Annotated in this window: 11 protein-coding genes; 6 read left to right on the top strand and 5 right to left on the bottom strand. The window is 47.1% G+C overall.

What is annotated here, in order from left to right:
* Window positions 1-83: 83 nt before the first annotated feature.
* Complete coding sequence (recQ, locus tag NOM90_RS08125) at window positions 84-2,030, bottom strand: DNA helicase RecQ (protein ID WP_255941231.1); 1,947 nt, start codon at window positions 2,028-2,030, stop codon at window positions 84-86.
* A gap of 354 nt (window positions 2,031-2,384) precedes the next feature.
* Between recQ and NOM90_RS08120 the strand changes: the two genes are divergently transcribed.
* Complete coding sequence (locus NOM90_RS08120; RefSeq protein ID WP_255941230.1) at window positions 2,385-3,365, top strand: RluA family pseudouridine synthase; 981 nt, start codon at window positions 2,385-2,387, stop codon at window positions 3,363-3,365.
* Between the two features lie 74 nt (window positions 3,366-3,439).
* On the opposite strand, the gene NOM90_RS08115 is transcribed toward NOM90_RS08120, so the two are convergent.
* The 3 genes from NOM90_RS08115 to NOM90_RS08105 all read right to left on the bottom strand — a co-directional run bounded on the left by NOM90_RS08115 (window position 3,440) and on the right by NOM90_RS08105 (window position 6,298).
* Window positions 3,440-5,050, bottom strand: coding sequence for a hypothetical protein (locus NOM90_RS08115; protein ID WP_255941228.1), 1,611 nt, complete (start codon window positions 5,048-5,050; stop codon window positions 3,440-3,442).
* Window positions 5,051-5,107: 57 nt separating this feature from the next.
* Entirely contained in the window at window positions 5,108-5,584 is a 477-nt protein-coding gene (locus tag NOM90_RS08110; protein WP_255941227.1) for a hypothetical protein, read from the bottom strand.
* A gap of 99 nt (window positions 5,585-5,683) precedes the next feature.
* Entirely contained in the window at window positions 5,684-6,298 is a 615-nt protein-coding gene (locus NOM90_RS08105; RefSeq protein ID WP_255941226.1) for a cyclodeaminase/cyclohydrolase family protein, read from the bottom strand.
* Between the two features lie 191 nt (window positions 6,299-6,489).
* Between NOM90_RS08105 and NOM90_RS08100 the strand changes: the two genes are divergently transcribed.
* Entirely contained in the window at window positions 6,490-7,491 is a 1,002-nt protein-coding gene (locus NOM90_RS08100) for a Gfo/Idh/MocA family protein (RefSeq protein WP_255941225.1), read from the top strand.
* A gap of 73 nt (window positions 7,492-7,564) precedes the next feature.
* On the opposite strand, the gene NOM90_RS08095 is transcribed toward NOM90_RS08100, so the two are convergent.
* A complete protein-coding gene (locus tag NOM90_RS08095; protein WP_255941223.1) occupies window positions 7,565-9,445 on the bottom strand; it encodes a bifunctional 2',3'-cyclic-nucleotide 2'-phosphodiesterase/3'-nucleotidase in 1,881 nt (626 codons plus the stop codon).
* Between the two features lie 410 nt (window positions 9,446-9,855).
* On the opposite strand from NOM90_RS08095, the gene NOM90_RS08090 reads away from it, so the two are divergent.
* The 4 genes from NOM90_RS08090 to phnE (NOM90_RS08075) all read left to right on the top strand — a co-directional run bounded on the left by NOM90_RS08090 (window position 9,856) and on the right by phnE (NOM90_RS08075) (window position 13,424).
* Window positions 9,856-10,824, top strand: coding sequence for a phosphate/phosphite/phosphonate ABC transporter substrate-binding protein (locus NOM90_RS08090; RefSeq protein ID WP_255941221.1), 969 nt, complete (start codon window positions 9,856-9,858; stop codon window positions 10,822-10,824).
* 163 nt (window positions 10,825-10,987) lie between these two features.
* Window positions 10,988-11,779 (top strand): phosphonate ABC transporter ATP-binding protein, encoded by a 792-nt coding sequence (gene phnC, locus NOM90_RS08085; protein ID WP_255941219.1) that lies wholly within the window; start codon window positions 10,988-10,990, stop codon window positions 11,777-11,779.
* A gap of 104 nt (window positions 11,780-11,883) precedes the next feature.
* Window positions 11,884-12,630: a phosphonate ABC transporter, permease protein PhnE gene (gene phnE / locus NOM90_RS08080; protein WP_255941856.1), complete on the top strand. Its 747-nt coding sequence runs from the start codon at window positions 11,884-11,886 to the stop codon at window positions 12,628-12,630.
* Entirely contained in the window at window positions 12,627-13,424 is a 798-nt protein-coding gene (gene phnE, locus NOM90_RS08075) for a phosphonate ABC transporter, permease protein PhnE (protein ID WP_255941217.1), read from the top strand. The genes phnE (NOM90_RS08080) and phnE (NOM90_RS08075) overlap by 4 nt, the downstream gene beginning before the upstream one ends.
* Window positions 13,425-13,500: the final 76 nt, after the last annotated feature.

Genomic DNA, 13,500 nt, shown 5'->3' with positions numbered 1-13,500 from the left:
AATTAAGAAAACATTTTAACTAAAAAGAGGGTTCTCCATAATTAGGAGAACCCTCTTTTGCGATATAGACCGAAGATTAAGATTTAATGATCGTAATCTTCATAATAAGCAAACAGATTAGAGTCGTCTTCGGGCGGCGCTTCTAAGTCATAATAACCGTCGTCGTTGTTGCCGCCGGCTCCGGCATCGCCTTCGCGGCTTTGGAAAAAGTCCAAGAACGGCTGACCGTATTTCCGGTATTTCACTTCGCCGACCCCTTTGATCCGCAACATCTCGAATTCGGTTTTCGGCTTGTGTATACTCATTTCGCTGAGCGTAGCATCGTTGAAAATAATATAAGACGGTACATGTTCTTTGGATGCAAGTTCTCGGCGAATCAGACGAAGCTGCTCGAAGATCGTCACTTCCATCGCGGACAACTTCACTTCGGCGCGCGGACGGCTAGTCCGCGATCCCGAAGAAGAAGCGGCGAACGAAGCTTTACGTGCTTCGCGTTGGAAGACTTGCCGACCGCCTTTGAGCACTTCGGTTGCCAGCGGACGTAATTTGACGATCGGATATTGCCCTTCGGTTAACTCTAAATATCCTTCCGAAGCAAGTACGTTGATCATATCGACAATTTCTTTTTCGGTTTTGCCATTCATCATGCCATACGTCGACAATTGATCGAACTTGTATTGCAGCACTTTTTTGTTACGCGATCCTTTTAGCACGCCTGCGACCATCGAAGCACCGAAACGCTCCCGCATCCGGTAAATGCAAGAAAAGATCTTTTGCGCTTCCACGGTAATATCCAGCACTTCGCGGTCGTCTCGGCAAGAACTACATATTCCGCAAGGCTCATCGCTATGTTCTTCGCCGAAATAGTCAAGCTGCGCGCTACGCAAACATCTTGTCGTATAACAATAATCGACCATTTGCTGAAGTTTGCGATATTCATTGTGGCGACGTTCTTCTTCTTGCCCGTTTTGTTCGATTAAGAACTTCTGGACGACGGTATCTTGAGCGCTGAACAATAAAATACATTCACTCGGCTCGCCGTCCCGCCCTGCGCGTCCCGCTTCTTGCACATACGCTTCCATATTTTTGGGCATATTATAATGGATGACGTAACGCACGTTGGATTTGTCGATCCCCATTCCGAAAGCGTTCGTTGCGACAATCACTTGCACATCGTCATATAAAAAGGCTTCTTGCGCGCTTTCGCGTTCTTCATCCGTCATCCCGGCATGATAACGCCCCGCAGATAATCCTTGCATGGATAACTGCGAATAAAGTTCGTCTACTTCTTTGCGCGTTGCCGCGTAAACGATACCGGATTCATTCGAATGGTTTTTCGTGAAATCCAAAATGTATTCTTTTTTATTCTCACCGCGCAATACGGAAAACGATAGATTGTCCCGTCCTAGACCCGTAACGAATAACTTCGCTTCATGCAGTTGCAATAGTCGAACGATATCGTCCATGACCTGAGGCGTCGCAGTTGCGGTAAAAGCAGCTACGGTCGGACGCAGCGGTAACGAATCGACGAAAGGCGCGACCGCCAAGTAACTGGTACGAAAATCGTGTCCCCATTGCGAAACGCAGTGTGCTTCGTCTACCGCGACGCAATCGATCTGCAAATTCGCCATTTCGCTTCGGAACCAATCCAGTTCCAGACGCTCCGGCGCGACATACAGCAGCTTCAACTCGCCGCGCTGCGCTGCGCGAATCCGCTCGTTCACTTCGCGTCCGCTAAGTGTACTATTGATATAAGCCGCCGCAATTCCGTTCGTCACCAGCGCATCCACTTGGTCTTTCATCAATGAGATGAGCGGCGAGATCACAAGCGTCAGCCCATCCATCATCAACGCAGGGATCTGGTAGCAGATCGATTTACCGCCGCCTGTCGGCATAATGCCGAGTGTATCGCTTCGCGTTAGGACACTTTCGACGATCTTTTTTTGACCTTCGCGAAAATCGGGGTAACCGTAATATTTTTGTAAAAGCTCGCCGGCTTGCTCCATTAGCTTATGTTCTTGTATCGCCATTATGCAAAACTCCTTAAAGGGAATACCGCAGTCGGCATCCCCGTAAATTCATTGCTCTCCAAGCGCCCAGCTAGAAGTTCATCTGACTTGAAACTTCGGCAAAAAAAGGCATCCTCTACTCCGCTGTAGAGCGATGCACAAGACGCGTTCTTTCTATAGTTTACCGGGCAATACGAATTGGGGCAACCGGTGAATACGAACGAATATTCTTTTTTTTACGGATTTCTTAGTTCTAGCCTTTTGACGGTAGCTCTGGTATAGTGGACTCGGCGAATATCGACTGGCACGACTTCAATCCTGATGCCTGATCCGAATCTGCACAGAACCTTTTTTTAGAATGGAGTTTATCCAATTATGGCTTATACGAATAAAAGACCGGGCGGCAAAAAACGTCCTCCTGGTATCAAAAAAGATACGTCTTACGCAGCTCGCGAACAAGCGCGGCAACAAAAAGCCGAAGCTCAATCGCGTAGTTTCATCGTGAAAGAACCTGCTGAACTTCTGGCATTTTTATTGGAATCTATGAGCGGTACCGGACGCAACTCGGTCAAATCGATGTTGTCGCATGGTCAAGTCCGCGTCGAAGGCGTACCGGTCACGCGTCACAATCATGAATTGCAACCGGGTCAGACGGTCGTCGTCGGCAAAGAACGCGCGAAGCCGAAGCAAAAGCTGACGGGGCTGCGTATTTTGCATGAAGACGATGATGTAATTGCGGTACGCAAAGAAGCAGGGCTTTTGTCGATGTCTTCTTCTCGCGATGAAGAAAATACAGTCTACCGTCAACTGATGGGGCATATCCGTCTCAGCAATCCAAACGGTCGCCTTTTTTCGTTGCAACTTTTGGAAAAAGACGCTTCCGGCGTGATGTTGCTGGCAAAAACAGAAGCCGCGAAAGAAACCATTTTGGAACAGTGGAGTAACGGTCTTGCCAAGCAGGCATATACGATCGTAGTTGAAGGCAAAATCAAACGCGATTCCGATACCATTAAGTCTTGGCTGCGTGAAACGAAAACGCTCAAAATGTACGCAAGTCAAAAAGAAGGCGACGGGCTGCATGCGGTAACGCATTACAAGTTGTTGAACGCGAACAGCCAAGTTTCACTACTTGAAGTGACGACTGAAACGAATCGCAAAAATCAGGTTCGCGCTCAGTTCGAAGATATCGGTCATCCGATCGTCGGCGACAAAAAGTACGGTTCGACTTTGCGCAGTCTTGGACGTCTTGCTCTGCATGTGCATGAATTGACTTTTGTCCATCCGACAAGCGGACGGACAACAAAGATTGAGACCGAAGTACCCAAGCCGTTCTTGGCTTTGTTCCAAGAAAACTAATATCGACCCTCATGATCAGTGTATCAAGCAAAAACCCCGATCTCTACATCTCGTAGATGGATCGGGGTTTTTGTTTATTTTATATGATCGTGGAATGAAGCCAGCTGCCCATTGATCTGTGCTTGAACTTTATTGACTTCGGTAACCGAAAGTTCCAGTTTGCGACTATGCAGACTTCGATACTGCAGACGATTGCCGTCTTCGCTAAACATCGGCGCGCGCTCACGCATCAAATCTGCAAACTCTTCTAAATCTTCAGCATCCAAACTCTCAGCTTCTTCTACGCTTGCGGCTTCGAATACGACTGCATTCTGATGCCCGGTACTGCTGAGCAGAATCCGATCATCTTGTTCGTCTTTTTGGTAACCATTACGTATGAAAACAGCGAGATAGACACCGCCGACCAGCCCGAACATCGCTTTTTCGTCATAAATCCATTCGCCTTTTGGCAGCACGCCGACTAGATCGGGATGCTCATCTTGAGGCACTGTATACATCGCCATGACTACACTGCGGTCGGGCAAAATATGGGTATATGAACTTCCGTGCAGCAGATTGTTTGGCTTGGAACTGTCTTTAGGATGAATCATGTACGCTTGATTGACGGTGCTCCCTAACTCGTAAGAAAGCGGAAGCGTTACGTCCCAGCGATGCTGTACTTGATCCGGGGATTCATCATACTCCCACATGCCACCTACTGCGTAAGCATCGGTTAAGTAGGTATAGCTATGCAGCATCGATTTCGAGCCTTCTGCCGACATTTTCGGGATATTCTTTTTCACTTCGACCGGTACCAAACGATCCATCGCCGCGATTCGTGCTTCTTCCGGCGCTTCATAAAATAAAAATCCTGCGTATTCATATTGAAGCAACTGCGGCGGCAGACGAAAATCTCCGTACTGTAAATAATCAAAAGCGACATTGCCGTCTTTTGGCGCATCACCCGGTTGTATGTGCGCATGAGGACCTGCCCAAGCCCCTCCGATATAATACAGCGAACGCTCATTCCATAAATAATCCAAAATTTGATTGGTGTGGTCAGTAACTTCGGGATCATCCAATAGTAAGCGCACGCAAGTAAAAGCTTGTACCCAATGCCAAAACCATGATGGCGCTGAATATTCGCTCATCCCCTGCTCTTTGACATGATGAAGCAATTGTTGCAGCGAACGGCGTCCTTCTTCCAGCAGTTCTCCATCGCCATACGTATATCCAAAGATCAGCTTAGACGCTGTATATTTTGCATCTTGATGCCCATAGTCTTGCAATGGAATATCGTAAAAGCGACTTTGGTAGATCGCTTGTAGAGCTTTCTCAAATTCCGCTCGAAGATCAGGCGATAAATCGTCTCCGCAACGTTCGACGAAGTACACCATTAAGATCCCCATCAATTCTACCGACTCTACATTTGACGACCACAAGCCATATGTGGCGCTATCTTCTTGAACATCTTGCAATTGAAGTAAACTTCTAAATACATCTTCTGCATTTTGTTTGGCTTGCTCGCGATCGAAGCGGACTCGAATATCGGCATCTAACGACGCTGCGAACAAATACGATGCCGCATAAAAGTTAAGAGAAATCTCGTCTTCGAACCATAGACCGTTTGCTTGCTTTGGATATGCCGCTGCTTGCGCCGCAACTTTACCGATTAACTGACGACTTCTTTTTTCCAAACTCAACATATTGTAATGATTCACTCCTTATTTCAGCGGTGATTTTTACTTTTTTTCATTCGTTTATTATCTTTGCTGAGCTTCAAATGTCTTTGCACAGACTTCAAGCAACAGACAAAACGAACGGTTTTGACCGACCATAAAAGAAGACAGATCATATCGCTGGATCGACGGTTCATAGGAAACGAGCAATCGATGCTTCATTTTCTGGATAGCGTGCATCACGAAAGCTTCGCTTAACGGACTATCGACCAGCGTTACATACGCATATAACGAATGTTCTTCCGGTTCGTCGAGCGGGCTAACCCCTGCGCAAGAAAATTCAGTCTGGATACCAAGTCGATTTAAAATACGCAACGTCTTCACTAACTCGGCATCGACTTCCACGCCATTTAACCAACCGATTTGTTTGGGGGAACGACGGACTTTTTCTCGCTCTGCCCATTTCGCAAGTTCAATACGTCGGCGTTTCCACTGCTCGGGTGTTTGTTCACTTTTTATGACTTCATCGGGAATAGTTCCACCCGATTGTGTGCCTTCCATCTTGTTCGCTCCTTCCAAAAACGCAAAGACCGGCAACTGCTTACAGCCGCCGGCTCCTATGTTTTATTATGCCATCCCTTGACCCGTAACGCTATGCCTTCATAAACGCTTCATCACTTCGTTAAGCCCAAGCTCTTTTAACTTTTCCGCTTCGTACATGAGCCGATCTGCACGATCGCTGAAATTTTCGCGTGCTCGGCTGTCTTGGCATGTCGGCAGGTTGATCCGTACAGTCAGATAAGCCGCACGCACCGACGCTTCAAACATAACAATACCTATGCCTAGATCGGACAATACATGTTCTCTCGTCGCTTCGGCGATGGTACGTGCAATCTTCAGCCCTCGAACACCCAATTCCATCAGCCGCAGCGGTACCTCAATCGTTTGCAACGTCATTTGCACCAAAGCTTCGTCTTCTTTGGATTCCGCTTCTTTGTTGGCTTGAACATATTTCGCAAAGTTTTGCATATCTTCCGACATCAACTTTTCGCTCTCGGCAACGATTTGGTTCATCTCATCTTCTGCTTTCTCAATCTCTTCAAGCTGTTCCGATGTACGTTCACGATGCGATAGATGTGCTGCCATCGAAGTCATAGCAGAACCCAGTGCCGCCGCCAATGCAGAAGTACTTCCGCCGCCCGGCGTCGCTTGCCCGCTACCCGCACGATCCACAAATTCACGCACGCTCATACTCCACGGATCTTGTTGATTCATCTTTATTCTCTCCTTTTAAAAAAACTTCTGATCTCCATGATCTTTGTTGATGTATTACCCGAAAAAGATTGAAACCTTCATTTGATCCAAAAAAGCCGTCAAAAAAATTAAGGCGAACTTGACCGTTCATGTTATGATGGACAGGAATATCATCGGATTTTTTAATACATGGACTAGGAGTGGATTTATTCATGATTCGATTCGGCATGATTGGCACAAATTTTATTACGGAACGCTTTATCGACGCTGCGCGGCAGTGTGAAGGAATAGAGTTAACTGCGGTGTACTCACGCACGGAAAATCGCGCGCAAGAATTTGCAAACCGTTACGGGATCGGGCTTACTTTTACGGACCTGAATGAAATGGTAGCTTCGGATCGGATCGACGCGGTATATATTGCCAGTCCCAATTCGCTTCACGCGGAACAGTCGATTTTGTTTTTGAAGCAAGGTAAGCATGTACTTTGCGAAAAGCCTATGGCTTCGAATGCGCAAGAAGTACGCGAGATGTTTGCAGCAGCAAAAGAAAGCGGCGCTGTATTAATGGAAGCGGTTAAAACTACCTTGTTGCCTTCATTTACGTTACTCCGCGAAAACCTGCATAAAATCGGTACGGTACGTCGTTATTTTGCCAATTACGGTCAATATTCGTCTCGTTATGATGCGTACAAAGAAGGTATGGTACTGAACGCTTTCCGTCCCGAGTTTTCGAACGGAGCTTTGATGGATCTCGGTCTATACTGTATTTATCCGATGGTGCTGCTGTTCGGCAAACCTGAGGAAGTCAAAGCGAGCGCTTATATGCTGGACTCTGGCGTAGACGGCGAAGGCAGTCTACTCGCTCGTTACCCGGACATGGAAGGCGTCGTGACTTTTTCTAAAATTACCGATTCGCATGTACCTTCGGAAATTCAAGGCGAGTTAGGCAGTATTTTAATCGATAAAATCAGCGAACCGCGCAGCGTACAAATTCGTTACCGCGATGGCAGCGTCGAAGATTTGAGCGAACCTGCCGGCAAACCCGTAATGAGTTACGAAATTCAAGAATTCGTAGATACGATACGTTCGGGTGCTTTTGAATCTTCAATCAATTCACATGCCTGTTCGTTAGCAGCAGCCGAAGTGATGGAAGAAGCGCGGCGCCAATTCGGTCTTGTGTTCCCAGCCGACCGTAAATATTCAGAGCAAAAATAAAGTCCGATAAAAAAGACTGACTCTCATTGTGTACACAACGAGAGTCAGTCTTTTTATCTATTTGCAATTCTGCTTACTTCGACAAATCTACCCAGAACCGTGCAAATCCGCCTTCAGCAATTCCTTTAAATGTAGTGCCTGCCGGTAACTTCGCTTCTCTAGCATCCGGTGAGGTCAGCAGTTCTACTTGAAGTCCTTGCAAATCGCCAACCAGTTTCCAGTTGTGATCTGCTTTCGGCGTCAATCGACCGGAACTGCGAATGTAATCAGTCAAAATTTGCCGATTTTCGTCTGAAGAATCTACGATTACGCGCTTCCCGTCGGGATTCGCGATTGGCGTAGAAAACGCTCGGTAATTGTTCGTTGCAACCACGAACTTTTCTTCGGCTTCTACCGGACGTCCTTCGTAACAAAGATCACCGATTCGAGCCGATTCTGCATGCAGCAATTCGCAGGATGCCGAATATTTAGGCGATTTCGTGATATCGATCGTATAGGTAACTCCATCGATAATATCGAAATTAAACGAAGGGAAATCAGGATTAATCAGGCTTTGCCCGTCTCCGCCTTGAGGATCAATCATGCAGAATAATCCGGCTGCCCATTCCAACCATTCTTTTAACTCCGCACCGTTAAGGATTACCGCACATAATGTATTCGGATAATTGTACAAATCCGCGATATGTTTGACCGCGAGTGCTCCCGCCGGTATGTTCGTATAATACGAAGGGCCGTAACGACCTCCTGTTTTGAACGGTGCTCCTGCGGCAAGCACCGGAAGATGGGCATATGGCGTGTTTTGTAATTCTTTTTGCAAGTACCAACGCTGTGCATCATTCACGATCTGTACCGAAGCACTATCTTCAATCAATGCAAAAAAACTATCGATGGGTTGCGTCGTATATCCGACTGCGGCACGAATATAGCCCAATGTCCCTTCATGACCTGCGCGAACGATTTCTTTCGTCTCTTCATCTGTACGCACCAAAGGTTGAGCTTTCGACAGATCGTAAACCGGGCGAGCTTCAACCTGATAATCCGCGACTTTCCATCCGTCTTCGGTTAACGTAAGTTCCAGATCGACAACGCCTAAGTGATCGCCAGCATATCCAGCTTCGACCGCAGGAATTCCATTGATTGAACCTTTTTGCAGATCGACGCCGCTTTTCCCTTCGAAAGCAGGGCTTGGAAATACTTTATGTGCGTGTCCGAACAACAATACATCAATGCCCGGAACACGGCTCAGATGGAGCACTGCATTTTCGGTCATCGGCGCTTCGGGAGCGTCTTCGTAACCGCAATGGGCAAGCAATACAACCAGATCTGCGCCTTCAGCTTTGAGTTTGGGTACGAACATCCGAACCGTCTCCACCATATCTTCAGCTTTTAGGCGACCTTCCAAGTTAGCTTTGTCCCAGCTCATAATCTGCGGCGTAACGACGCCGATAACACCTATTTTGATTGGATGTTTTTGACCGTCTTCGTCTTCGAGTGTCCGATCCAAAATCAAATAAGGCGGCAAATAATGCGAACCCGTAGGAACTTGTTCTCCATCCAAATACAGATTGGCATTCGTATAAGGAAAATCAGCACCTTGCAATACACGATCCAAATACGCCAATCCGTAATTGAATTCGTGGTTGCCAAGCGTTGCCGCGTCGTAACCGAGAGGATTCATTGCTTGATACACCGTATGTATACCGTTTTGAGCATCCAATCCTTCAGACGCCATATAATCACCCATCGGATTGCCTTGCAACAGATCCCCGTTATCGAATAGCAATACGTTCTTTTTTTCGGCTTTAGCCCGTCTGATCAAGGTAGCCGTTTGTGCAAAACCGTACTCTTCGACAGCGCGATCTCCGTAATAATCATAATTCATCATATGCACATGCAGGTCTGTCGTTTCGAGTATTCTTAGGTTGGCTTTAATATTCAGTTTACTCTCCTCCAATTTGTCAGCTTAAATAACATGAGTTTACACAAAAATACATTTGGGATTTTTTCCCGAGACTTTTTCAGATAAAACCCGTGCAATTTTCGTTTTTTGTGGTAGTATCTTTTATGAAGATTAATTCACCGGTGGTAGTTAATTAAAAAAAGCAACATTAACTAACATACGGCGTTTAAATGTTCGCTTCTCCAACTGGTAAATCAGAAGCTTACTTGTATGTTCCGACTTGATTAGGATGACATTTTGCGCTGTTTTTCGCAAGAGTAGGGTTAATTATTTTACGTAGTTTTAACAAAAATCGCCCTTCCACTTTACTCAGTCTTAGGAAAATGCTGGTACACTTCTGTTTGTCGGCTTGAAGTCGCGAAGATTACAAACACAACATACCTATTATCAAGGGGGAAAAGATTTTGTTCAAGAAAGTACTTACGGTCTGCATGTCTCTTGCAGTAACGGCGAGTTTGGCAGCATGTGGAAGTGGAAGTGGTAGCAACAACGCGGCAGGTGGCGATACAGCAACGGGTGGGGATACAGCGGCAGCGGGTTATACGCCTACTGAGCTGAAAGTACAATTCGTTCCTTCGCAAAACGCAGAAACTCTTGAAGCTAAAGCGAAACCGCTTGAGAAACTTCTGGGCGACGAACTCGGTATTCCAGTAAAAGTCAGCGTTTCTCCTAACTATAATACAATCATCGAAGCGATGACGGCGAAACAAGTAGACGTTGGCTTCTTGCCTCCAAACGCTTATGTACTCGCTCACGACGTAAGAAAATCGGCTGATCTGCTGTTGCAAGCTCAACGTTACGGCGTTGAAGAAGCAACAGGCGCACCAACTGAAGAAAAAGTAGACTTCTACAAATCGTTGATTCTTGTTAAAAAAGATTCCGGTATCAAAAGCCTGGAAGATCTGAAAGGCAAAAAAATGGGATGGCAAGACGTAACTTCGTCCGCGGGTTATGTATTCCCGGCAGCTGCTATGATCAAAGCGGGTCTTGACCCAGGTACAGACGTTCAAGGCGTAACCTTGAAAGGTCATGACCAAGCGGTTCTGGCTTTGCTGAATGGACAAGTTGATGCAGTAGCCGTATTCCAAGATGCTCGTAACACCGTTAAAGGTGACGTTCCGGACGTATTCGACAAAACAGAAATCTTGTTTGCAACAGATCCAATCCCGAACGATACAATCAGCGTACGCAGCGACATGACTGACGAGTGGAAAACAAAAATTTCCGACGCGTTCATCGCACTGGGTAACGATCCAGAAGGTCAAAAAATCATTAACGACGTGTACACTCACGTTGGTTATGAAAAAGGCGACGATGCGAACTTCGAAATCGTTCGTGAATCGGCTGAAGCTGTAGGTCAAAAAATCGAGTAGTCACGACTCCTAGTTGTTTATTTAACGCCTTTTCAATCTCACATGCAGCGCCGCTTGCGGTTTTACCGCCGCAAGCGGCGCTGTGCGGCGTTTGTGAAGAGGTCATCCTAAACCGGTTTCCTTTCTGAATATCAGAAAGACGCTCCGGAGAAAGCGGGCAACGATGATTGAATTTAAAAATGTAGTCAAACAATACCCGAACGGTACGATTGGTCTGAACAATATCAACCTGAACATCAAAGAAGGCGAATTTGTTGTAATCGTAGGTCTTTCTGGCGCGGGTAAGTCGACGCTGCTGCGTTCGATCAACCGTCTACACGATATTAGCTCCGGTGAAATTTTGGTTGATGGTAAATCGATTACCCGCGCTAACGGTAAGCAGCTTCGCCGAATTCGCCGCGATATCGGCATGATTTTCCAAAGCTTTAACTTAGTAAAACGTGCCACGGTTCTTCGCAACGTATTATCTGGACGTGTTGGGTATCACTCGACATTCAGCACCATGTTCGGTTACTTCCCTAAAGAAGATCATGATATCGCTCTTGATGCGCTGACACGCGTCAATATTCGCGAAAAAGCATATATCCGCGCCGATCAACTGTCTGGCGGACAACAACAACGTGTCTCGATCGCTCGCGCTTTGGCGCAAAAGCCAAAAGTCATTTTGGCAGACGAACCGGTAGCTTCGCTTGACCCGCTGACGACTCGTCAAGTTATGGACGACTTGCAGCGCATCAACCGCGAATTGAAAATCACGACGATTGTCAATTTGCACTTTATAGATCTGGCTCGCGAATATGCGACGCGTATTATCGGTCTACGCGCAGGTGAAGTCGTATTCGACGGCCCGGTATCCGAAGCCACAGACGCGAAGTTCTCGGAAATCTACGGTCGTCCGATCAATGAAGACGAACTTCTCGCAGCCGACGCTCCGAAAGGAGGAGTAACGGTATGACTCCTGCTCCTACGCCGGAAGCGGCGGCGAGCGGGGCTCCGACTCCTCCGCCGTCCAAAAAGCCGGCGCCAACCATCGATTCCAAAGGGCTTCAGCGTTACAAAATGCTGGCGACATGGATCATATTTATTGGTGTTTTAGTTGTATGTTTTGTTGGCGTAGATGCGGACTTCATGGCATTGTTCAGTGATGGCGCCCGTCAAAATATGGGTAGAATCCTCGGCGAAATGATGCGCCCGGATTGGTCGTATGCTTCGCATATTTGGAAACCTATGGTTGAAACGGTACAGATCGCGATTGCCGGTACGATTATCGGTGCGGTTCTTGCCGTTCCGGTGGCTCTGTTATGTGCTGTCAATATTATGCCTAAAAAAATCGTTTCGATTCCTGCTCGTATGGTACTTAACTTGGTTCGTACCGTACCGGATCTGCTGTTCGCTGCGATCTTCGTTGCGGTATTCGGAATCGGGGCTTTTGCCGGTATGTTGGCACTCGTATTCTTCTCGTTCGGTCTTGTTGCCAAGCTGACTTATGAAGCGATCGAAGCCATTGATCCAGGTCCACTCGAAGCCATGACTGCATCGGGTGCGAATAAAATTCAATTGATCGTTTTCGGCGTTATTCCGCAAGCTCTGCCTTACTTCTTCTCGTATGTTCTGTATACGTTCGAAGTTAATGTTCGCGCGGCAGCCGTACTCGGCTTCGTCGGTGCAGGCGGTATCGGCCTGCATCTCGATCAACAATTGAACTCGCTGCGCTATGACCGCGCTTCGACGATCATTGTCATTACGTTGGTGATCGTACTGCTGATCGATTACGCGAGTACTTACTTACGGAGGAAATTGCTATGAACCCAACCGATCCTTCTAAATCCCGCTCTGCGTTAATCCGTAATTGGATTGTCGGTGCCGGTATTATCGTATTGTTCATCTGGTCGCTATCGTCCCTGCAATTTGATGGGATTCAAGAATACGGCAAACAAGTTATGCTTTCGATCTGGGACGGCTTCACCCACCCGGATTGGGGCTATGTGTATATGTCGGAAGGCGAAGATTTGCTTCGCGGATTGCTAGAAACGCTGATTATTTCGATTCTGGGTACATTTATCTCCGCGTTCCTATGTATTCCTTTTGCTTTTTGGGCTTCGCAAAATATGAGCCGTCTGGGTATCGTATCGGGTAGCGGCAAATTCGTATTGACTGTTATCCGCGTATTCCCGGAAATCATTATGGCGATCTTGTTTATCGTTGCAGTAGGCCCTGGTGCTTTTGCCGGCGTTCTGGCTCTCGGCGTTCACTCGATCGGCATGTTGGCAAAACTATATTCCGAAACCATCGAAGCTGTCGATAACGGTCCGCGCGAAGCTTTGGTTTCAAGTGGTGCAAGCAAGCTGCAAGTGCTTCGTTTTGCGGTACTCCCACAAGTAATTCCGCAATTCATCTCGTACGCGCTCTACCGCTTCGAGATCAATATCCGCTCTGCGACCGTTCTCGGTCTGGTAGGTGCAGGCGGTATCGGTACGCCGTTGATCTTCGCTCTGCAAACGCGTAACTGGAGCCGTGTAGGCATTATCTTGCTCGGTATCGTTATTCTTGTCATTATTATCGACTTGATTTCCGGCTGGTTACGTCGCCGCATTATCTAATTTCGCTCGATCTTATATGGCATACCAAAAAAGCGCCCTCGGATTTCCGGGGCGCTTTTTTGATATGCAACTTTAA

Source organism: Saccharibacillus sp. JS10 (assembly GCF_024436065.1).
Taxonomy (GTDB): domain Bacteria; phylum Bacillota; class Bacilli; order Paenibacillales; family Paenibacillaceae; genus Saccharibacillus.
The sequence above is the reverse complement of the archived record's forward strand: the minus strand, read 5'-3'. Positions and strand labels throughout refer to the sequence as shown.